21 protein-coding genes are annotated in these 22,100 nt (G+C 33.7%); 7 read left to right on the top strand and 14 right to left on the bottom strand.

Features of this window, described 5'->3' with window-relative positions; translation table 11 throughout:
- Nucleotides 1-81 precede the first annotated feature (81 nt).
- Both nusB and yajC read left to right on the top strand, forming a co-directional pair.
- Nucleotides 82-993, top strand: coding sequence for a transcription antitermination factor NusB (nusB, locus tag ACHRV0_RS15155; RefSeq protein ID WP_129024840.1), 912 nt, complete (start codon nucleotides 82-84; stop codon nucleotides 991-993).
- A 69-nt stretch (nucleotides 994-1,062) separates the two neighbouring features.
- Entirely contained in the window at nucleotides 1,063-1,338 is a 276-nt protein-coding gene (gene yajC / locus ACHRV0_RS15160) for a preprotein translocase subunit YajC (protein WP_089055418.1), read from the top strand.
- Between the two features lie 248 nt (nucleotides 1,339-1,586).
- On the opposite strand, the gene ACHRV0_RS15165 is transcribed toward yajC, so the two are convergent.
- The 7 genes from ACHRV0_RS15165 to ACHRV0_RS15195 form a co-directional block, all read right to left on the bottom strand.
- Nucleotides 1,587-2,174 carry a YdeI family protein gene (locus ACHRV0_RS15165; protein ID WP_395441444.1) on the bottom strand — a complete coding sequence of 196 codons (588 nt, stop codon included), beginning with the start codon at nucleotides 2,172-2,174 and terminating at the stop codon, nucleotides 1,587-1,589.
- A complete protein-coding gene (pepT, locus tag ACHRV0_RS15170; protein ID WP_089055421.1) occupies nucleotides 2,175-3,452 on the bottom strand; it encodes a peptidase T in 1,278 nt (425 codons plus the stop codon).
- A gap of 119 nt (nucleotides 3,453-3,571) precedes the next feature.
- Complete coding sequence (locus ACHRV0_RS15175) at nucleotides 3,572-4,708, bottom strand: formylglycine-generating enzyme family protein (protein ID WP_395441445.1); 1,137 nt, start codon at nucleotides 4,706-4,708, stop codon at nucleotides 3,572-3,574.
- A 96-nt stretch (nucleotides 4,709-4,804) separates the two neighbouring features.
- On the bottom strand, nucleotides 4,805-5,767 hold the full coding sequence (locus tag ACHRV0_RS15180; protein ID WP_395441446.1) for a DUF6515 family protein: 963 nt from the start codon (nucleotides 5,765-5,767) through the stop codon (nucleotides 4,805-4,807).
- A 109-nt stretch (nucleotides 5,768-5,876) separates the two neighbouring features.
- A complete protein-coding gene (locus ACHRV0_RS15185; protein WP_371414531.1) occupies nucleotides 5,877-7,025 on the bottom strand; it encodes an OprO/OprP family phosphate-selective porin in 1,149 nt (382 codons plus the stop codon).
- A gap of 121 nt (nucleotides 7,026-7,146) precedes the next feature.
- On the bottom strand, nucleotides 7,147-7,725 hold the full coding sequence (locus ACHRV0_RS15190) for a hypothetical protein (RefSeq protein ID WP_395441447.1): 579 nt from the start codon (nucleotides 7,723-7,725) through the stop codon (nucleotides 7,147-7,149).
- Nucleotides 7,726-7,817: 92 nt separating this feature from the next.
- Nucleotides 7,818-10,256, bottom strand: coding sequence for an arylsulfatase (locus ACHRV0_RS15195; RefSeq protein ID WP_395441448.1), 2,439 nt, complete (start codon nucleotides 10,254-10,256; stop codon nucleotides 7,818-7,820).
- Between the two features lie 377 nt (nucleotides 10,257-10,633).
- Between ACHRV0_RS15195 and ACHRV0_RS15200 the strand changes: the two genes are divergently transcribed.
- Nucleotides 10,634-11,668 (top strand): quinone-dependent dihydroorotate dehydrogenase, encoded by a 1,035-nt coding sequence (locus ACHRV0_RS15200; protein WP_395441449.1) that lies wholly within the window; start codon nucleotides 10,634-10,636, stop codon nucleotides 11,666-11,668.
- Here the strand turns inward: ACHRV0_RS15200 and ACHRV0_RS15205 are convergent.
- Together ACHRV0_RS15205 and ACHRV0_RS15210 are read right to left on the bottom strand one after the other, a co-directional pair.
- Complete coding sequence (locus ACHRV0_RS15205; protein WP_395441450.1) at nucleotides 11,663-12,370, bottom strand: DUF3307 domain-containing protein; 708 nt, start codon at nucleotides 12,368-12,370, stop codon at nucleotides 11,663-11,665. The genes ACHRV0_RS15200 and ACHRV0_RS15205 overlap by 6 nt on opposite strands.
- A complete protein-coding gene (locus ACHRV0_RS15210; RefSeq protein WP_395441451.1) occupies nucleotides 12,367-12,981 on the bottom strand; it encodes a SatD family protein in 615 nt (204 codons plus the stop codon). Before ACHRV0_RS15210 ends, ACHRV0_RS15205 begins: the two co-directional genes overlap by 4 nt.
- A gap of 264 nt (nucleotides 12,982-13,245) precedes the next feature.
- On the opposite strand from ACHRV0_RS15210, the gene ACHRV0_RS15215 reads away from it, so the two are divergent.
- The 4 genes from ACHRV0_RS15215 to guaB all read left to right on the top strand — a co-directional run bounded on the left by ACHRV0_RS15215 (nucleotide 13,246) and on the right by guaB (nucleotide 17,792).
- On the top strand, nucleotides 13,246-14,112 hold the full coding sequence (locus ACHRV0_RS15215) for a hydroxymethylglutaryl-CoA lyase (RefSeq protein WP_395441452.1): 867 nt from the start codon (nucleotides 13,246-13,248) through the stop codon (nucleotides 14,110-14,112).
- A 78-nt stretch (nucleotides 14,113-14,190) separates the two neighbouring features.
- Nucleotides 14,191-14,742: a hypothetical protein gene (locus tag ACHRV0_RS15220; protein ID WP_129024828.1), complete on the top strand. Its 552-nt coding sequence runs from the start codon at nucleotides 14,191-14,193 to the stop codon at nucleotides 14,740-14,742.
- Nucleotides 14,739-16,136, top strand: coding sequence for a DUF5723 family protein (locus ACHRV0_RS15225; protein ID WP_395441453.1), 1,398 nt, complete (start codon nucleotides 14,739-14,741; stop codon nucleotides 16,134-16,136). Before ACHRV0_RS15220 ends, ACHRV0_RS15225 begins: the two co-directional genes overlap by 4 nt.
- A 183-nt stretch (nucleotides 16,137-16,319) precedes the next feature.
- Nucleotides 16,320-17,792, top strand: a complete 1,473-nt coding sequence (gene guaB / locus ACHRV0_RS15230) for an IMP dehydrogenase (protein WP_089057606.1) — start codon at nucleotides 16,320-16,322, stop codon at nucleotides 17,790-17,792.
- Between the two features lie 64 nt (nucleotides 17,793-17,856).
- Here guaB and ACHRV0_RS15235 read toward each other — a convergent pair whose 3' ends face one another.
- The 5 genes from ACHRV0_RS15235 to ACHRV0_RS15255 all read right to left on the bottom strand — a co-directional run bounded on the left by ACHRV0_RS15235 (nucleotide 17,857) and on the right by ACHRV0_RS15255 (nucleotide 22,032).
- Nucleotides 17,857-18,741: a L,D-transpeptidase gene (locus tag ACHRV0_RS15235; protein WP_395441454.1), complete on the bottom strand. Its 885-nt coding sequence runs from the start codon at nucleotides 18,739-18,741 to the stop codon at nucleotides 17,857-17,859.
- A 111-nt stretch (nucleotides 18,742-18,852) separates the two neighbouring features.
- On the bottom strand, nucleotides 18,853-19,350 hold the full coding sequence (locus ACHRV0_RS15240; RefSeq protein WP_129054331.1) for a hypothetical protein: 498 nt from the start codon (nucleotides 19,348-19,350) through the stop codon (nucleotides 18,853-18,855).
- A gap of 51 nt (nucleotides 19,351-19,401) precedes the next feature.
- On the bottom strand, nucleotides 19,402-19,959 hold the full coding sequence (locus tag ACHRV0_RS15245; RefSeq protein ID WP_395441455.1) for a hypothetical protein: 558 nt from the start codon (nucleotides 19,957-19,959) through the stop codon (nucleotides 19,402-19,404).
- Between the two features lie 164 nt (nucleotides 19,960-20,123).
- Nucleotides 20,124-20,705 carry an NUDIX domain-containing protein gene (locus tag ACHRV0_RS15250; RefSeq protein WP_395441456.1) on the bottom strand — a complete coding sequence of 194 codons (582 nt, stop codon included), beginning with the start codon at nucleotides 20,703-20,705 and terminating at the stop codon, nucleotides 20,124-20,126.
- A 55-nt stretch (nucleotides 20,706-20,760) separates the two neighbouring features.
- Nucleotides 20,761-22,032 (bottom strand): adenylosuccinate synthase, encoded by a 1,272-nt coding sequence (locus tag ACHRV0_RS15255; protein WP_089055436.1) that lies wholly within the window; start codon nucleotides 22,030-22,032, stop codon nucleotides 20,761-20,763.
- Between the last annotated feature and the right edge of the window lie 68 nt (nucleotides 22,033-22,100).

Here is a 22,100-nt window from a genome sequence, read left to right on the forward strand (position 1 = left end):
GATTGAAATTCCTAATTTTGCAGACTAATTTTTAAATGTTCTTACAAGGTGGTAAATAGAAGACACATACGCGTTAAAGTAATGCAGTCCATTTATGCAATGCATCAAAGCGGTTCTGATAATATGGAAAAAGAAGAGAAGTTTCTTTTTTACAGCATTGATAATATTCAGGATTTATATCTTATAATGCTTTCTTCGTTGATTGAAATTTGCAAAAAAGAATCTGTTTTTTTACATCTTTCGAGCAAAAAACATCTTGCAACTGCTGCAGAACGTAATCCGAATGAAAAATTCATCAAAAACAAAATTTTTCAACTTCTTGCCGAGAGCAATTCTCTAAGTATCGCTTTAGAAAATCGTAAAATCAACAACTGGACTTTAAACGACGATTATATCATTTTACTTTTAAATGATATTAAAGCAAGCGATTTGTATAAAAAATACATGAGCAACAACGTTAATACTTTTGAGGAAGATAAACAGTTTATTGCTGATTTATTTGCTGAAGTTATTGTTCCAAACGATAAATTATACGAATATCTTGAAGACGATAAATTAACTTGGGTTGATGATATTCCGGTTGTAAATACACATATCATTAAACAATTAAAAGCAATTAAAACCGAAGATCCAGACGATTTTAGAGTTCCTAAATTGTATAAAGATGTTGAAGATAAGGATTTTGCTAAAGATTTATTTAGAAGAACAGTTTTAAACGAATCTGTTTTTGCTAAAGAATATGATGATAAAACACCAAATTGGGATAGTGAAAGAATTGCTGAAATTGATACGATTATCTTAAAAATGGCAATTTGCGAATTCTTGAAATTTCCTTCAATTCCAGTAAAAGTAACTCTTAACGAATATTTAGAAATTGCAAAAGAGTATTCTACACCAAAAAGTAGTATTTTTATCAACGGAATTTTAGATAATCTTGTTAAGGAACTTACAGCCAATAAAAAAATGGTTAAAGTTGGAAGAGGACTAATGTAAAAAGGATAAATTCCAGTTTATAAATTCCAAAAGAAAATATTAATATAAATCAAAAACAGAATTTCAATTATGGGACAATTAACTCAATTTGCGCCATTTCTATTAATGTTTGTGGTAATCTATTTCTTCATGATCAGACCACAGCAAAAAAGAGCAAAAAACGAAAAAGAATTTGAAAGCAGCCTAAAAGTAGGTGATAAAATAATTACAAAAAGCGGTTTCCACGGTAAAGTTGTTGAGCTTGCTGAAACTTCAGTTATCATTGAAACAATGTCTGGAAAATTAAAAATAGAGCGTTCGGCTATTTCTATGGAAATGAGCGCTGCTTTGAATAAAAAAGCTTAATTTTTTAACTACAATATCGAAAATCCCAAATTCCACAATGGAGTTTGGGATTTTTTTTGTTGTTTTTGTCATTTCGACCGAAGGGAGAAATCGCACTAGAAATTCCGCAAAGCATGTCGTCAATCTTTGTAGAGTTTCTAGTGTGATTTCTCGTTCCTCGAAATGACAAAAAAAAAAAGAAAAACCTTTGTCAAAGTTTAAAACTTTGACAAAGGTTTTGTATAACGTGGAATTTAAATTTTTAAATACTACCTGTATTTATCATTCAGTCCAACATTTGCTAATATCATCGGAATCACTTTTTCGATTCTCGAAAGCTTCGTTTTTTCCTGCTTGGCACTTTCGATATATTCTAAAAACTCGTACTGCTTGTAAGGAGTAAACTTTTGAAAAGCTTCTTTTAAAGCTGGGTTTTGAATCATTTCTTTTTCAAGAAGTTCAGATATTATCATTTCCTTTTTTGAAGGTTTAATGATTTTACCCTGCTTTTCATTTTCAATAGCTTCTAAGATATATTCTAGAACTTCTTTTTCGTTTACTTCTTCTTTCGAAGTAAAACGCCATTGACGCATAGATTTTGTTTTATCTTCCTGAGCATTGATAAGTCTCTTTTTTTCGTCTTTTAGAAAAACTCCGTTAAGAAACCAAATAGCAAAGTAATTTTTAAAACCTCCAATTCCAATAACATTTTTTTTGTCGTAAACATAAATAGAGCCGCCCCATTTTATCGTTTCAACTAGTTCGGTTTTATCAATAATTGACTTCAGGAAAAGTAATTCTTCCTGCCAATTATTGACTTTGTCCCAAACGTGTTTTTTATCAGAATTAGGCTCCAATTATTTTTTCTTTTTAGGTTTTTCGGCTGCTTCAAAAATTCCTGGAATTGCAGTAAGTTCTGCAATTTTTACAATAACATCTGTTGCTTTCTGAATACTTTCAGCAGGAACATATTCGTACTTTCCGTGAAAATTATGTCCACCAGCAAATATATTTGGACAAGGTAATCCCATGAAAGACAATTGAGAACCATCAGTTCCGCCTCGAATTGGCTTTATGATTGGTTTTATGTCTAGTTCTCGCATCGCTTTTTCTGCAATATCTACAATATGTTTAACAGGAAGTACCTTTTCTTTCATATTGTAATATTGATCTTTTACTTCAGCAATTACAATATCTTCACCAAATTTCTTAGCAAACTTCTTGTTGAATTTTTTAGCAATTTTTGCGATTAACTCTTTACGTTTTTCGAATTTCTTTTTGTTGTGATCACGAATAATTAATTCTAAAACAGTTTCTTCGATAGTGCCTTTTATATGATGTACATGGAAAAAACCTTCGTAACCTTTTGTTTCTTGCGGTGTTTCACCTTTTGGAAGTTCATTGATAAAATCATTTGCCAGCAGCATTGAGTTTATCATTTTTCCTTTGGCATATCCTGGGTGAACGCTTTTTCCTTTGAAAGTAATTTTTGCACCAGCTGCATTGAAATTTTCGTATTCTAATTCACCAATTTGGCTACCATCCATTGTGTATGCCCATTGAGCACCAAATTTTTCAACATCAAAATGATGTGCACCGCGGCCAATTTCTTCATCTGGTGTAAAGCCAATTCGGATTTTCCCGTGTTTAATTTCTGGATGCTGAATTAAGTATTCCATTGCAGAAACGATCTCTGTAATTCCAGCCTTATCATCGGCACCCAACAAAGTAGTTCCGTCAGTTGTAATGATAGTTTGTCCTTTATATTGCAATAAATCTTTGAAATAATCTGGAGATAAAATGATGTTTTTTTCAGCATTTAAGACAATGTCTTTTCCATCATAATTTTCTACAATCTGTGGTTTTACGTTTGCACCGCTAAAATCTGGAGAAGTATCAAAATGAGAAACAAATCCAATTGTTGGCACCTCATGATCAACATTGCTTGGCAGAGTTGCCATGATATACGCTTTGTCGTCAATAGTAACCTCTGTCAAACCTATAGTTTTTAGTTCTTCAACTAATTTGTTAGCAAGATTCCATTGTTTTTCTGTACTTGGAGTAGTTTTCGAATTCGGATCTGATTCGGTGTCAATTGTTACATAACTGATAAAACGATCTATGATGTGTTGCATTTTTTTTAATTTTTAGCAAATATAAGTAATTTTTTCAGCAGATATATTTAGTAAGTTGTCTCTAAAAACAAAAAAAGGATTCTGTTTTCAGAATCCTTTTTTTAATATGATTTTTTTCTTTAAATACTTTTAACGCATCTAAAACCAAGATGATTGGCTGCAGATCGAATTTCTCCTTTTCCTCTGGTTCCAACCATATATCTGGTGCAATATTGATCTGTACATAAAAATGAACCGCCTCGATGCACACGTTTTATCTGGCTTGGATCTGCAGGGTCATTGTAAGCATCGGGACCTTGTGGATTTCTAGCTACTTTTCCGCTTTCACTTAAGGATTTATAGTAATCTACACTGTACCAATCGCTTGTCCATTCCCAAACATTTCCAGCAACATCATAAAGTCCGTATGAGTTTGGAGCATATTGTTTCACTGGAGCAATACCTTTAAAACCATCTTCGCCTGTATCTCCGTCTTTAATTGGAAAATGTCCTTGGTAAATATTGGCTTGAAATTTTCCTTTTGGTTTTAAAACATTTCCCCAAGCGTAAATTTCTCCTGTTTTACCACCTCTTGCAGCAAATTCCCATTCCGCCTCAGTTGGAAGTCTTTTTCCTGCCCATTTTGCATAAGCAGCGGCGTCCTCATAAGTAATATGTACAACAGGGTATTTTTCTTTTCCTTTTAAAGAGCTTTGAGGACCAAGCGGATGCTTCCAGTCTGTTTCAGGAATATAGGCCCACCATTGCAGAAAATTGTTCAAATTTACAGCAGCATCAGTCGGATTAAATACTACAGAACCCGTTACTAGATCTTCTTCGGCAGCTGTTGGAAATTCTTCCTTAGTTGGTTTTTGTTCAGCAACAGTTACGTATCCTGTAGCTTTTACAAATTCAGCATATTGTTCATTTGTGACCTCAGTTTCGTCCATATAATAGCCGTCAACATAAACTCTATGTACAGGAGCGGCATCTTTTGTAACACCTTTTATACTGCATAAGCTTTCGTCTTCGACATTGCTTCCCATTGAAAATTCGCCTCCCGGAATCCAAACCATTCCTTTTGGAGTTTTTCCTGATGGTTTATTTTTATTTTCGATAGTTGGTGTAAAAACTGAAGCTATTGATGTATCAGGCTTTTCGGCACAATCCATTACTGCCATTTTTTGCTTTGGCGAAATTAATTTAGTATAACCATAAGCAATTGAAATAATAGAAATAGTCAGCACGGCAAATATCCAGTAGGTTTTATTTTTCATTGTAAAATTTTTAAGCTGATAATGGTTGTTAATAGATAGGCATAAAAGTAAATAAAATTATTTTTAATAGTATACTGAATTAGTAGAATTTAAAAATTAATTGTCTTTTTCAACATTCACAACTTCATATTTGTTTTTTCCATCAACTTGAACGGATTGGTAGTAGGTTTCTCCAAATTTTACGTATTTATTGTCTCCAATAGTTACTTCTTCACCGCCTTCAGGGAGATTGTCTACTAAAGTTCCTGCCGTTGGTGCAACAACTTTATAGTTACTTCCGTCTTTTTCATAATATGTTCCTCCGTAATAATAGTTATTGACAGTTCCTGTATTGACTGTTTCGGCTCCACTCGGAATATTATTTACTGTACCTCCAACTGGTGCAGGAACGGCTGTGTAACCTCCATTTGTAGAGCTGTACCAAACACCTTGATTGTAATGATATTTTTCATTTTCTACACTAACTACGATTGCTGTAACGGCCAGTGTTGCTACGAAAAACCCCCAAGGATGCCAAACCGGTCCCCAATAGAATGGGGCGTAAGGTCTTGGATAATATGGGTGATAACAGTTGTATCGATATCCTCCATAAACATAAGGAGGGCGCGTATATGGTCTATAACCTGGTCTAACTACTGTATTACGGTTGTTGCGAACGTGAACGCTGTTGTTTACATTGATGTTCACATTGTTTCTGTTTCGATTTACGGTATTACCGCTAATATTGGTATTTCTATTTCCTGTTTTGTTTCTATTTACAGTATTTGAATTTCTATTGTTGGTTGTAGTTCTACCTCCAATTTTTGAGTTGGAAGAGTTAGAAGGTCTGTTTATTTTAGTACCGGAATTATTTGCACCGGGTCTATTTGCTGCTGGTCTCGCTTGGGTTGCGGGTCTATTTTGTATAGCACCGCCGCCTCGCTGCATTCCGCCGGCAGGTCTATGTGCGCCGCCACCGCCTCCTCGACGCTGTGCTGTACTATCTATTGAAATCAAAAAAAATGATCCAGCTAAAAATAGTATTGCACTTTTTTTTAGGGTTTTAGTTAAGTTTTTCATTTTCAGATTTTTATATTGGTTAAAGTTATTAAAAAAATATAATTTGTATAGCGTATTAAATCGAATATTTTGAATTTTCGTAATGTCATTTTAGATTAAAACTTAAATTCTATAAAGAAATATCCCATTGTATTCTAAATCGCCAGCCTTGTTCTAAAGGCAGTGTTTTGTCCTGAAAACTAAAATAGGAAACCTCTGAAGTGAGTTTGTTTTTATGTCCTTTAAAAAACCAGTTAAAAGCAACTGTTGTTTCGTTTTGTAAATTTTGTCTTAAGCTGTTATCCGGGCGATACGCTGCATGTCGGCCAGCCATTTCTAGATGCTGCGGCCACCAATTAAATACATTATGAAAAAAATAACCAGCCTGAAAGTAATACCCTTTTAAGGTTGTTGTGTCATTATTGTTCAACTTGTCAATAATTTCTTTGGTATGCCATTCGCTTTGCCAAGAAAAACCGCGGTACATAAAAGCAGTTTCCAGATTCCATTGATTTACTCGATATTGACCGGGTGCGCCATTCTCATAACCTTCTAAAGAACCTCCGCCAGATTGTGAGAATCGGGTATATGGACTTCGGTTTGTTAAGGCTGAGAAAGCAATAATTGGAGTAGGCTTTTCATGAAATTCTAGGTCACTGCCTTCAAATTCTAAAAATCGCCCTAAAAAGTTCCATTGAGCACGTCCAAAATACATTAAATTATTATCGTCGTTACTTGTGTTTCCTCTACCAGTCCCTGTCAATGCTGCTGCCCAGTAATTAAAATCGGCAATTCCTGCTCCTTTAAGATGACCGTTAACTTCAACTCCCATTTGTCTGTCTACAGTAAAAGGTCTATTAATCAAAGATCGTTCTACAGTTTGCTGTTCACCGCTGCTTATAAAACGTTCTCTAGTATATTCTACTTTCCATTGTCCTACTTTAAAACTTAACCATTCCCATTTTTCAATCATTAATCTGAAATCTAACAAGTTTGATTGGCTGAGTTCGTATTCCCAATAGTATTTTAGCCAAGGTTCAAAAGCATGACCGCCAACTTTTAGTCTGGCGCGGTTTATCTTAAAAGTAGTTTTTTTGTCTTGGCTGTAATCGTCATAAGTTAAAGGATCAGTATCATTTGGGGTAGAAAATCTAAATTGAAATCGGCTTTGTAATTGAAATAGAAATTTGTTGTCTTTGGTTTGTAATTCTATTCCTTTATCGCCATAACGAACATTTATTAGCTTAGTGGTGTCTTTTTCTTTCAGTTGCTGTGCCAATCCATTTAAACTAAATAATAGTAATAAACTGAGAAGAAGAGTATTCGATATGTTAGTTAGAATGTTTGCGTTATGCATATGCTTAGAATGTTTGTATAATTTATTTAGTTGTTTAATGCGCTTATTTTCCTCCAAAGTTTTTTGCTATTCCTAAACCAATTCCCCAACTGTCATATGCATTCCATTTAAAATCATAACTAAAAGTTCCAAAAAGTTCCCAGTTACTTGGAAGCTCATAACCGTATTCAACTCCGGCTCTTGTAAGAAAATAATTTTCTTCTTTTGCAAATTCTCCCCCAAAACCTAAAAGAACGCTCCAATGTTCATTTGGTTTATAAATTCCCATAACGGCAGGAGCAATTGGATAGCTTCGTTCAACGGTTTCTTTTTCGTCTCCGCTTTCCAGATTTTTTTCGACTTTAAATTTCTCAATAATAAAGTCAGTGTGAAGGCCAATGGCCCATTTTTCATGAAATTGAAATGTGTAGTCTAATCCCCATGCTGGAAGACTTAAAACTTCCCGATTTCCATCAGTGTCTATTCCTTCAAAAACATGAACGTGATTAATAGAAAGTCCAATTTGATGATGCGGACTAAAAGCTTTTTCTTCATTTTCCTGAGCTGAGATTTTGTTTTGAATGATTAAGTACAAAATGGCTGTTAGAAAAAGTGCTTTTTTAAGATGGCTTGTACTAGTCATTGTGATTTGGTTTTAAATCTTTAATAAAAAAGAGGTATTTTATTCACTTTTTTAAGTATATAAATACCTCTTTAAATTTATTTTTCTATAGACTATTCGCTTTTCATAATTCTTAAAGCTTCTTTGTTAAGGTCTTCATAGCTTTGTTCGCTAATATCAACACCAACACCTAAGATTTCTCCACCTTTAAAAGTGCCTGGTGATTTATATTGATGACTTACAGCGTCACCACTATCGAATCCTACGCAAAGACCATCACCAGAAAGTGTGAATTTACCTGGTTGTGTTTTCATAGGACCTTTGGCTACTTCTTTGCCGTCAATGTATAAATGACCTGTACCAATTTGTTCTCCGTTTTTACCAGTACTTTCTCTTACAAACTCAAATCCTAAGGCATGTTTACCAGGAGTTAAGGTAGCCGATGAAACAAAAGTTTGTTCTGGCTGAATTCCTAAGAAATTATATACATAGTATAATTTATTGTCTTTGATGAATAAAGAGTGTCCTCCAAAGCGAGATCCGTGAGCAAAAACTACTCCTGAAGCTCCCGATTTAATATCTACATCACCTACAATTTTGTATGAACGACCACGTACGCTTACTGCTACACCTTCTGGTACGGCAGCAGTTCCAGGATAGTAAATGTAACGAGTTTTTGGTTTTTCTTGAGAAGGACGTTCCGTGCTTAATAATTCCATAGGAGAACGGTCGTCTAGAGGTAATACTAAATTTTTATCCGCTTCTTGAAACCAAGCATCTTTAAGTTCTTTTAGTTTTTCAGGGTTCTTTTTAGCCAAATTACTTGACTCAGCTCTGTCCACATCTACATTGTACAATTCCCATTCGTCTTTGTCAAAGTTGCTTTTACCCGTAAGTGGTACGTGTACAGCCACTGCTTTCCAACCATCTTTCCAAATGGCTCTAGTACCTAACATAGCGTAATACTGAATGTGTTTTTGAGTAGGAGCGTCTGATTTGGCATCAAAGGAGTATTTCATAGAAACTCCAGAAAGAGGGTACTGTGGTACATTATTAAATGTTTTAGGCATTTCTAAACCACAGATGTCTAAAATGGTAGGAACAATATCTGTAGAGTGATGGTATTGATTACGGATTTCACCTCGTGCTTTAATTCCTTTTGGCCACGAAATTACTAATGCATCACAAGTTCCTCCTGCATAGTTACTGTAACGTTTGAACATTTTGTAAGGCGCAGAGAAACCCGCAGCCCATCCAGTTGGATAATGTTCGTACGTATCTGGACCTCCTAGTTTATCCAAATATTTTAAATTTTCAGATAATTCATCAGGATAACCGTTAAAGAATTTGTTTTCGTTTACAGATCCAGTTGGAGAACCTTCACCAGAAGCACCATTATCGGCAGCATAAAGAACTACAGTATTTTCTAACTGACCTGTTTTTTCTAAATACTCAATAACACGCCCCACTTGAGCATCAGTGTATTCTGAGAAACCGGCATACACTTCGGCTAGTTTAGAAAATAATTTTTTCTCATCAGCACTTAGTGTATTCCAAGGTTTTACATAATCACCAGGATTAGCAACGTTAGGAGGTAAGAAATTGAAATCGGTGTTTTTAGTTCCTTTAGGTAAAATTCCTTTAGCAATCATACGAGGTAATACCCATTCTCGGTACGCATCGTAACCAGCATCAAATTTTCCTTTGTATTTAGCAATGTACTCTTCTGGTGCATGGTGTGGTGCATGATTAGCTCCAGGGCAATACCACATATACCATGGTTTAGAAGGGTTGGTGGCTTTTTGGTCTTTGATATATTCAATGGCTTTATCGGCTAAATCTTTAGATAAGTGATACCCTTCTTCAGGAGTGTAAGGTGCCTCAATAAAATGGTTGTCTTCTATTAAATCAGGATACCATTGGTTGGTTTCACCTCCTATGAATCCGTAATAGCGGTCAAAGCCCATTTGGGTTGGCCATTGTGCTTTGGAGCCTCCAGAAGAAACGTCTTGTTCTGGTACGTTGTGGTTTTTTCCAATCCAGAAAGTACTCCATCCTGCTTGTTGCAATACTTGACCAATAGTAGCGCACTGAGCTGGGATTTGTCCGTTTGCTCCAGGATAACCATCTGTAGTTTCGGTGATGGATGCCATACCGTTTAAGTGGTGGTTACGACCCGTTAATAAAGTAGAACGAGTTGGCGAACATAAGGCTGTAGTGTGCCATTGGGTATACGTAATACCATTGTCTGCTAATTTTTGTAGAGTTGGCATGTTGATGGCTCCTCCATAAGGTGACCAAGCAGCCTGTCCTGTGTCATCGTATAAGATAAACAATACGTTTGGTGCACCTTCTGGCGCTGCTTTTTTGGTGTAGGGTTTCCAGTCTGGTTTTGAATCTCTAATATCAAGTGCCATTTTTCCTTTAAAAGTTTCCTTGGTCACTTGCTGCGGATCAGCTTGTGCTGACAGCTTTGTGGTTATGCCTATTGAGAGGAATAATAGAAGTGGTAATATACTCTTTTTGAGTATGGAGTTATTGCTTGCTTTCATGGTTATTTGGTATTAATTATTAATTTATTATTGGTATAATGAATTTCTATGTAAAAATTTAATATAAAATGAAATGCAGTTCTGTTTTCCTAAGTCAAGAGATTTTTTTAGGGTTTATAATTTTAGATTAGAAATATTGTGTGTCAATTCTTCAAAATTAAACAATCTATAGCCCAAGGAGCTCTTTTTCAGGGGAGGGACATGTTTCATTTTATAACTTGCAACCTAAAAAACACGTTTTTGAATGTTTTTTCTAAAAAAAAAATTGGAGTATTAAAGAATAGAACAAAATTCAAAATATTTGTTTTTTATAAAAAAGTACCTTTTTAAACTATAATATTTAAATTTGCAGCCAAAATAACAACAACACAACTCTTATGTATAAATTGATAATCCGTCCGATACTTTTTTGGTTTGATCCAGAAGAAGTGCATTACTTTACTTTTTCATTTGTAAAATTCATTTCAAAAATCCCTGGTGTTTCATCAATTATAAAAGGAATTTATGAAGTAAAAGATGCTCGTTTAGAAAGAGAAGTTTTTGGAATTAAATTCAAGAATCCGGTTGGACTTGCAGCTGGATTTGACAAAGATGCCAAGTTGTATAAGGAACTTTCTGATTTTGGTTTTGGTTTTATCGAAATTGGAACTGTAACGCCGGTTGGTCAAGAAGGAAATCCTAAAAAACGTTTGTTCCGTTTAAAAGAAGATCAAGCTATTATTAACCGAATGGGTTTTAATAATGGCGGAGTTATTGAAGCCGTAGAACGTTTGAAAAAGAATTCAGGAGTTTTGATTGGTGGAAATATCGGAAAAAATAAAGTGACACCAAATGAAAACGCAGTTGACGATTATATCATTTGTTTTGATGCTTTGTTTAATCATGTTGATTATTTTGTGGTAAATGTAAGTTCTCCAAACACACCAAATTTAAGAGCATTACAAGACAAAGAGCCTTTAACGGCTTTATTGCAGACTTTACAAGATAGAAATATCGAGAAACAAAAAACAAGCACTCAAAAAGTAAAACCAATTCTTTTGAAAATTGCTCCAGATCTTACAGATGAGCAATTGTTAGATATTATTGATATTGTAAAAACAACTCAAATTGCGGGTGTAATTGCTACAAATACGACTATTTCGAGAGAGGGTTTACAATCTCAAAACCAATCTGAAACAGGAGGTTTGTCTGGAAAACCGTTAACAAAACGTTCTACAGAAGTAATTCGTTTTCTTTCGGAAAAAAGCAATAAAGCATTTCCTATTATTGGAGTAGGAGGAATTCATTCTGCAGATGATGCAATCGAAAAACTAAATGCAGGTGCAAGTTTAGTGCAATTGTATACAGGTTTTATTTATGAAGGTCCTGCGCTTATAAAAGCTATAAACAAGAAAGTTTTAAGTCAGTTATAAAATTAGCATTTGAACAACTTGTCCAACAAGTATTGCAATTCCAAAACTGATTAAAGTGCCAATCAAAACGTATTCAGTAAGTTTTCGATCTTTGGCTTCTTTCAAATCTCCAAACCTAAAAATAGATTTTGCAGCCAGCAAAAATCCAATTGCTTCAAAATGTCCTAAGAGGATAAAGCAGAATATAAATAAACGCTCTAATATGCCAATGTAATTTCCTGCATTGGCAAGTGAGTTGTCTTGATTACTGTTTTGACTTTCAGGACTCCAAATTGAGATGATGGTTTTTATAAAAATAGAAGTAGGTTTAGTTATAAATATAATCCCTGTTACTAAAATCCAAAATTTATCATCAAGCCAAAAATGAATCATATTTTTATTTTGGTATAAAAGGCTGATGCCAATAAGAATCAAAATATGTACAATTTGGTCGACAACAAACCAAGTACGTTTCGTTTTCTTCTTTTGAAAATTAAGTTTGATAAAATCTATAAAGCCGTGGGTAATGGCTATGAATGCTGCGTAAGGTATAAAACTGATTTCTCCCACTAGAATTGCTGCCAAAATTCCGTGCAGTAAAACATGAAGATATAAATAAAAGCTTTTATGTTTCTTCGTTTCTTTATCAGCGACCCATTTGTTGGGCTGCCATATAAAATCTCCTAATAAATGAGCTAAAAACAGTTTTATAAATAAAATCATGGAGCTGTAAGTTGTTTTATTTGCGTTCTAAAATAGCGGTCTAAAGTCATAACCAAATCAAATTGAGCTCGCTTTTGTCTGCGGCTGACAGCGGCTTGGTTAATGCCTAATTTTTGACCAATTTCTTCCTGAGACAGAGTTGGATTTTCTATTGCCAAGGCAGTAAATTCAGCAGATTGTACCAGCCAGTTGTCCATAAAGGTTAAAGCCAGCTGCAGCATTAGATTCAGTTTTTCATTAAAATCAATATCGGCAGTTCGTAAAGCTAGTGTTACCTTTTGTTTTTTTAAAGTTCCAAAAAGTTCGCCGGAATGAATAAAGGCAGTTCCGTTACTTTCGGATATTTTTGCTGCATTATGTGTTTTGCTGCCAAAACCAATACTCATTCGGGCATCTAGCTTTATAGCTCTTAAACGTGCTTTTACTAAAATAGCAGTTAATAAAGCCTCTTCGGGATTTTCAACTTCAATTTGAAATTCATCACCTCTGTAAATTTCCCATTGATTTGGTGTATCGCCAAATTGAGCTAGGATTTTTTTTAAATCCTCGACCCAATGTTTTGATTGCTGTTGTCTTGAATCAATTATGTCGCCTGTAATTACACTAATCATAACATCAAATATAATTAAAAAATGATAAAATTTCTATTACAAATATAGGTAATATTTTTAAATATTACATTTATAAGTAATGTTTGTATTTATTACCATTTTTAGGAATATTTGTTTCTATTACTATTTTTGGTAATAGTACAGAAATAAATGTGACTAATAGTTATGAGGATTACATGGTTAAAAAAAACGAATTATACAAAACGACTTAATTTTTATTTCTTTAAAAAAGGAACTAACTTAGCCTTTACAAAAGAGTAAGTTTTGAATACAGAAATCAAGATTATCGAATGTCCGCGAGATGCCATGCAAGGTATTAAAGCATTTATTCCCACAAAAAATAAAGTGACCTATATTCAGGCTTTACTTCGTGTAGGGTTTGATACTATTGATTTTGGAAGTTTTGTATCGCCTAAAGCAATTCCGCAAATGCAGGATACTGCTGAGGTTTTAGCACAACTGGATTTATCTCAAACTACAAGTAAGCTTTTGTCGATAATTGCAAATACACAAGGAGCAGCTTTGGCTTCAGAACATGAGTCAATTCAGTATTTAGGTTTTCCATTTTCGATATCAGAGAATTTTCAAATGCGTAATACTCATAAAACCATAGCAGAATCTTTGATAACTCTTGAAGAAATTCTAGAAATTGCCGATAAAAAAAAGAAAGAGGTTGTTACTTATCTTTCAATGGGTTTTGGAAATCCTTATGGAGATCCGTGGAATGTTGAAATTGTGGCTGAATGGACAGAAAAATTGGCAGGAATGGGCGTGAAAATTTTATCACTTTCAGATACCGTTGGAAGTTCGACACCAGAAGTTATTACCTATCTTTTTTCCAACTTAATTCCGAAATACCCGAAAATTGAGTTTGGAGCACATTTGCATACAACTCCTGATAGTTGGTTTGAAAAAATTGATGCTGCTGCAAAAGCTGGATGTGCGCGTTTTGATGGAGCAATTCAAGGATTTGGCGGTTGTCCGATGGCAACAGATAAACTTACAGGAAATATGCCAACCGAAAAACTAATCTCTTATTTTACTGCCAATAAAAAAACAACTGGACTTAATTCTTTAAGTTTTGAAAGTGCCTATAACGAGGCATCAAAATTGTTTGGAAAATTCCATTGAAAAAGATTACAATAATTTAGCAATTAAGCAATATCTAATTAAAGAAAGACGTTTTTATTTATCCTATATAAAACACACATGAAATCAAATTTCATAAATCGAATCTCTATAGTTTTGTTTTCGTCGATTTTATTTCTCTCCTGTTCGAGTGATTTAGATTTTGATCAGGTCGATGATCTAGTGCTTCAGCCAACTTTTGTTGCCAATTTGGCTTATTTTACTATTGCTGCGGATCAAATTGTAGACAATGGTTCTGGATTTCCGATACCTCCGGCTGTAGAAGATTTTGATGTTTTTAAAAACAAGTTCTTCAATGAAAATTTGATGAAAGCCGAGTTTAATTTTGAAATCGAAAATACAATTAATAGAGGTTTTGAGGTTGATTTGATTCTGCTTGATGCTAATAATGCGCCCTTAGAAACTATTCCTTTAAATGTTCCAACCTATACAGGAGGTTCAAATATTATAAAATATCCAACTGAGGTTTTTGAAGGAGAGCGATTAGTCAGGCTGAAAAAGTCTGTAAAAATTGCCTTTGTTGTGCGGGTAGTTCCAGGATCAGGAACAGGAACCATTTCAGGTAACTTAAAACTAAAATCAGGTGCAATTGTTTATATGAAAATACAATGAAAAAAACACTTTTAATTGTAATCTTGATTTTTCAATTTTCATCTTTCGCTCAGAACAAACAAGTATTATACAACTTTACATCGATTCCGCAGTCTTCACTCGTTAATCCAGGTGCCGATGTGTCTTATAAATTCTATTTTGGGATTCCAGTTCTGTCAGGAGTTTCAGGAAATGTTGGTTCAAGCAGTTTTTCTGCTTATGATTTGTTTGCTAACAACGGGGTAGATTTTAATGATAAAGTCCGAAATGTTATCAATAAATCATCGGCAAATGATAAAACACAGGTTAATCAACAGCTTGAAATATTCTCTGGCGGATTTAGAGTAGGGGGGCAGGAAAGTAAGTCTTATATTTCATTTGGAGCTTATCAGGAATTTGATTTTTTAATGTATTTTCCAAAAGATGCTGCAATTTTGGCTGTTGATGGAAATCAGAATTATATGGGTAAATCTTTTAATTTAGCCGATATAAATGTTCGTGCCGAAGTACTTTCTGTTTTTCATGTTGGTTTTCATAAAAAATTAAACAAAAAACTCGTTTTAGGCGGACGTGCTAAAATTTATTCGAGCGGTGCTAATGCAACTTCAACCAAAAATTCAGGATACATTTATACAGCGCAAGGCACGGGAACAAATATGTATACCCAAATAATTGAATCGAATTTAGAGCTTAAAACTGCCGGAATAGCAAAATTTACAAAAGACGAGTACGATGGCAGTATTCCTAAGGATATTGCGCACAATACATTTTTTAATGGAAGTCTTGGTTTAGGATTTGATGCCGGACTTACTTATAATATCGAAGATAATCTTCAGTTTACGGCAAGTGTGCTTGATGTAGGTTTTATTAGACAATCAAAAGATGTTGAAACAAGAACTTATAAAGGAAGCTATAAGTACGATGGAGTAAATCCTAGTTTTGATGCAACTAATGAACCAAGTAATATTATAGATGATTTTGAAGAAGCTATTCCAGAAGAAAAACTATATAATAAATATACAACTTGGCGTCCTGTTAAATTTAATTCTTCAATTCAATATTCTTTCGGAGAAACAAGACCAGACGAAGATTGTAATTGCAAAGGTTCAAGCGAACGAAAATATCTTAATGCAGTTGGTGCACAATTATTTGCTATGACGATGCCAAAAGATCCTTACGTAGCATTAACCGCTTTTTATAAACGCAATATTACGGAGAAATTGGATGTAAAAGCAACTTATACAGTTGATCCATATTCTTATACGAACATCGGTTTAGGTGTTTCTGGAACTCTTGGAAAACTTAATATGTATCTTCTTGTAGATAATGTTTTTGAATATAGAGATGTTTCAAAGGCAAATAGTATTGCATTTCAATTCGGTTTTAATTTTATTTTTCAAGATTCAAAGAATTAAAAATCAAAAATAAAACCCCAAGAAATTAAGGTCTTAACTTCGTTTTTGTTGGGATTTGGAATTTCAGAAATTGGAATTTAAATCAGGAGTATTTTCCTGTAAAAGTAAATTTATGAATAAGTTAGTATTCAAGTTTCCAATTTATTCACTATATTTGCACGCAATTCAACTAGAAATTGCAACATGATAGCACACAACTCCAAGATTATCGGCGAAGGTTTAACTTACGACGATGTATTATTAGTACCTAACTACTCGAATGTGCTTCCCCGCGAAGTGAGCATCAAATCGAAATTCTCAAGAAACATAACATTAAACGTTCCAATCGTATCTGCTGCTATGGATACTGTTACCGAAAGTGCAATGGCAATCGCTATGGCACAAGAAGGAGGAATTAGTGTTTTACATAAAAACATGACTATCGAGCAGCAAGCTGCAGAGGTTAGAAAAGTAAAGCGTGCAGAAGCTGGGATGATTATCGATCCGGTAACATTACCAACAACTTCAACTATTGCAGACGCAAAAAATGCTATGAAAGAATTTGGAATTGGCGGTATTCCAATCGTTGATGAAAATAGAATTTTGAAAGGAATTGTTACCAATCGTGATTTACGTTTCGAGAAAAATGGTGCAAGACCAATCGCTGAGGTAATGACAAGTAAAAATTTAGTGACTGTTGCCGAAGGAACTTCGTTAGAGCAGGCAGAAGTTGTTTTACAAGGGCATAAAATTGAAAAATTGCCAGTTGTAAACGCTAATAATGAATTAGTTGGTTTGATTACTTTCAGAGATATTACAAAACTGACTCAAAAACCAATCGCAAATAAAGATTCATTTGGTCGTTTAAGAGTTGCTGCTGCAATTGGAGTTACTGGAGATGCAGTTCAAAGAGCTGAAGCTTTAGTAAATGCAGGTGTAGACGCAATCATTATAGATACTGCACACGGACATACAGAAGGTGTGGTAAATACTTTAAAAGAAGTAAAATCAAAATTCCCTCAAATAGATGTAATTGTTGGAAACATTGCAACACCGGAAGCGGCTAAATATTTAGTAGAAAATGGTGCTGATGGTGTAAAAGTTGGAATTGGACCAGGTTCAATCTGTACTACACGTATCGTTGCAGGTGTTGGTTTTCCTCAATTTTCAGCAGTTTTAGAAGTTGCTGCAGCTATTAAAGGAACTGGAGTTCCGGTTATTGCTGATGGTGGAATTCGTTATACAGGAGATATTCCTAAAGCAATCGCTGCAGGTGCTGACTGTGTAATGTTGGGTTCATTATTAGCAGGAACAAAAGAGTCTCCAGGTGAAACTATTATTTTTGAAGGAAGAAAATTCAAATCTTACCGCGGAATGGGATCTGTTGAAGCAATGCAAACTGGTTCAAAAGATCGTTATTTTCAAGATGTTGAAGACGATGTTAAAAAGTTAGTTCCAGAAGGAATTGTTGGACGTGTTCCTTACAAAGGAGAATTAAACGAAAGTATGCTTCAATTTATTGGAGGTCTTCGTGCAGGAATGGGATACTGTGGTTCAAAAGATATTCCTACTTTGCAAGAATCAGGACGTTTTGTTAGAATTACTTCAAGCGGAATTACTGAAAGTCACCCGCATAACGTAACAATTACAAAAGAAGCTCCAAATTATTCTAGATAATTTTTAGTTTTAATTATATAAAGCAAAAGGCGTAAGATTTAATTCTTACGCCTTTTTTTTAGTTTTATAGTGAAGTATTATGTTCTGCTTCTCTCAATTTTTGATTCTCTAAGATCTGTGGGATATATGGTTTTACTTCATTTTCAATTTCAGATTCAGATATATTTAGAGTTTTAGGATTAGATGATAATTGCAACCAAGGCTTTGGACTGTCAAAATCATAACTTCCAAAAACTATAACAGGAGTTCCTTTTACTTTTACATTTTCCTTGTCTTTCAAAATCCATTCATCAGCAAATTTGTAGAGATATTTAGCATCCTTTTCTAATAATCTTAAGCAAGAATGTGATGCTGGATAACCGGGAAGTTCGTATTCATGAAAACCAACACCTAGTTTATTCTCGATATTGAAATTCCATTTTAAATCCCATTCGTCATTAAAAGTACTTGTTGTTTTTTCGGCTTTCCAATTCGTGAAGAATAATCCTGTTGGAGTCGGATCTTTTTTTCTTCCCATATTTGTTGGTCCGGTATAAACTAATTCACCGTTTTCATAAGCGCCAAAAGTTTGTGCAGGATAAGAGAAAAGAATGATTTTAGAGACCCCTTCCAAAGCAGAAACATGCAGAGGGAATGGCATATAATAAACCAAATCCCCACTAAAATCGTTTGGAATAACAACAGAGTCAAGTTTTTTGAAGTTTGCTTTGTCTGTTCTGTTTAAAGCGTAAACAATATCAAGTTTGCTGCTGTCAGCTTCATTGATTTTTAACCAGTCTTTTGTTTTTTCAATTTGAAAGGAAACAGATGATTTTGGTTTCTTGTATTCAATCGTTTTTTTAGGCTTAGTATTTTCGGTTAGGTTTGCTTTGTCGTTTTTCTTGCACGCTCCTAATAAAACTAACATTAAGAAGAACGATAAATTCGCTGTATAATATAACTTTTTCATAAGATGAACTTTTATGAAAATAAAGTTAAAAATAGAATGGAATAAAAGGGTTACATAATTTTTAGAAATGTTTGTTTGATTTTCATCTACCTGTTTTTTTATCTGAGAAAATCAAAGTAGCTTAAAATATTTTTTTGTAAGCACTGAGCAAAGAAATTCAGTTCTTCCTGTATCAGAATCGGATAGTTTATCTCCTGTGTGTGTTAGTTTTAAATATCCTGATTTTTTATCAATGTAAAATAGCCAAATTTGATTATTTGCATAAACTAATTCTGAATATGAGGATTGATTGCCTAATTGGTTAAAATATGTTATTTTTTCAGTATTGACTTTTTTCCAACTTTTAGCATGTTTGGTTAAGTCGAAAAATTGGATTTCTTCTGTAGTAATTGTTATCATTTGCCCAACAATAGCATCGTCTTCTCTCATAACCCATGACGGTGTGTCATCAATCATTCTCCAGTTTCCAATTAATTCACTCATTAAATTGTTTTTTGGAAAAATTTGCAAAGAATCAGTTTTTTTAAGTTCAGACGAATCTATTTTGTTTTGTGAGAATAGTTGAAAAAATGAAAAAAGTAAAATAAAGATTGTTTTGTATTTAGACATTTTTATTGTTTTTCAAATCTAAAATACTAAAAAAACTTTAAATCAAACCTTTTATTTTACCGTTATAGCAGTAATTTGGAGCATTTCGTCCAAAAGAAGTTTAAAAAGTTCTAGTAGGCTCTTTAAGATGTTTAAATCTAGAACTTTACCGTCGCAATAGTAAGATAGTTCAAATTCATTTTTTGGAAGTTTTTCCTCCCATATGCCTTTTTGATTGCAAATTTGTATGTTTACTTCTTTTTGTGATGAAATAAGATCTCTAATTTCTTTGTTTCGTAGTAATGCTTTTGTTTTAGTGTCGTTATTACTTTTGATTGTAAAAGTTTTGTCAAAATCTGGATAACCAATTTCTATATCTTGTGCTCCAAATAGTTTTTCTACTTTTCGGATGAATCCTTCGTTGTAAACTTCAAAATTAAAATTATCATGTAAAGTAATCGGAACAATAATTCTAGTCATTATTGCTCTGAATTTTCCAGACCACAATGTATAATTGTCAAATGTAATTTTCCAGTGTTTATATTTAATTTCTGTTGAATCAGAACGCCAAGAATAACCTTCCTTGAATGTTCCTTCAATTTCGTTTGCAAATTCATTCCAGATATTCATATAGTTTCTCTTCGATTAATTTCGGAATATATTCAAAATATGTATTCTTATTTTGTGGAAAATCTTTTAAAGTTTACTTGATTTCTTATTAGTGCATAATTCCCTTTCTAAAAATTTGATTTGCCTTTTTTTGTATTTCTAGTTCTGAGTTGAAAATAAAAACTTTAAATCAAACCTTTTATTTTAGCATGCTGCAATAAAATAATAGTTTTGGCATCAACAATTTCTCCAGATTCGATCATAGCATAAGCTTCATCAAAAGTATACTCAAGAACCTCAATGTTTTCTTGTTCAGAATCCAATCCGCCGCCATCACTGACTTTCATGCTTTCATCATATTCACCTATAAACAAATATAGAATTTCGGTTACGGCACCTGGAGACATATAGGTTTCTACAACTTTTTGAACTTTTGTTATGCGATAACCTGTTTCTTCCTCTGTTTCACGAATGATGCATTCTTCAGGATTATCTTGGTCTAAAAGTCCTGCGCAAACTTCAATCATCATTCCTGTTTTGTTACCATTTAAAAAAGTTGGCAAACGAAATTGACGCGTTAAAATAACAGTTTTTTTTGTGGTATTGTATAATAATATTCCAGCTCCATTTCCGCGGTCATAAACTTCGCGTACATGCGTCTGAATTTTTTCGTTTTCTTTTTGATAAGTAAAATTTACTTTATTTAAAATGTACCAATTGTCTGAGAGTAAGGATGTTTCTGTGATTTTAATTTCTGGATTTTTCATATGGCGAATAAATGTGTATAAAAAAACGCCCTGATTATCAGAGCGTTTAAATGTATTATTTTGTTATTGTTTGCTTTCTGTCTGGTCCAACCGATACAATTTTGATTGGCACTTCGATTTCTTTCTCAATAAACTCAATATATTCTTTTAGCTCAATTGGCAATTGATCGTAAGTTGTTAAACCTGTTAAATCAGCTTTCCAGCCTTTAAATTCTTTGTAAACTGGAGTAACGTTTTCTGGCTCAATGTTGTAAGGAAAATGAGCAATGTTTTGTCCTTTATAGTTGTATTCTGTACACACTTTTAAAGTTTCAAAACCAGAAAGTACATCACCTTTCATCATCATTAACTGAGTAACTCCGTTAACTTGAACGGCATATTTTAAAGCTACAAGATCTAACCATCCGCAACGTCTTTGTCTTCCTGTTACAGATCCAAATTCGTTACCCACTTTTGCCATAGTAGCACCAACTTCGTCAAAAAGTTCAGTTGGGAAAGGTCCGCTTCCAACACGTGTTACATAAGCTTTAAAAATTCCGTAAACTTCTTTGATTTTGTTAGGAGCAATTCCTAAACCAGTACAAGCTCCAGCAGCAGTAGTGTTAGATGAAGTTACAAACGGATATGTTCCAAAATCAACATCTAATAATGAACCTTGAGCGCCTTCGCATAGAATAGATTTACCAGCTTTTTGAGCTTGGTGCATGTATTCTTCACTATCAATAAAATCTAATTTTTTCAATTCTTCGATAGCTTCGAAAAATTCTTTTTCAAGTTCTGCTAAGTTGTATTGAATGTTAACATCATAAAAAGCAATCATTGCTTCGTGCTTGTCAGCCAAAGCTCTGTAACGATCTTTAAAATCTTCTAATTCAATATCACCAACGCGTAAACCGTTTCTACCTGTTTTGTCCATGTAAGTTGGTCCAATTCCTTTAAGAGTAGAACCAATTTTAGCTTTTCCTTTTGAAGCTTCAGAAGCGGCATCAAGTAAACGGTGTGTTGGTAAAATTAAATGTGCTTTTCTAGAAATGATTAATTTGCTTTTGATGTCAAGTTTAAATTTCTCTAAACCTTCAATTTCTTTTTGAAAAACTACTGGGTCAATTACAACTCCATTTCCGATGATGTTTACTGAGTTTTTATGAAAAATTCCTGAAGGAATGGTTCTAAGTACGTGTTTAATTCCGTCAAATTCTAGTGTATGTCCTGCGTTTGGTCCTCCTTGAAAACGTGCGATAATATCATAATTTGAGGTAAGAACGTCAACAATTTTTCCTTTACCTTCATCTCCCCATTGTAATCCTAGTAATAAATCTACGGTCATTCTGTTTTAATTTGCGTTGAGACAAGCTAAGTTGTCCTACTGATTAATGTAGTTAATTTTCTTTTTTT

Source organism: Flavobacterium sp. FlaQc-30 (assembly GCF_044005885.1).
Classification (GTDB): Bacteria; Bacteroidota; Bacteroidia; order Flavobacteriales; family Flavobacteriaceae; genus Flavobacterium.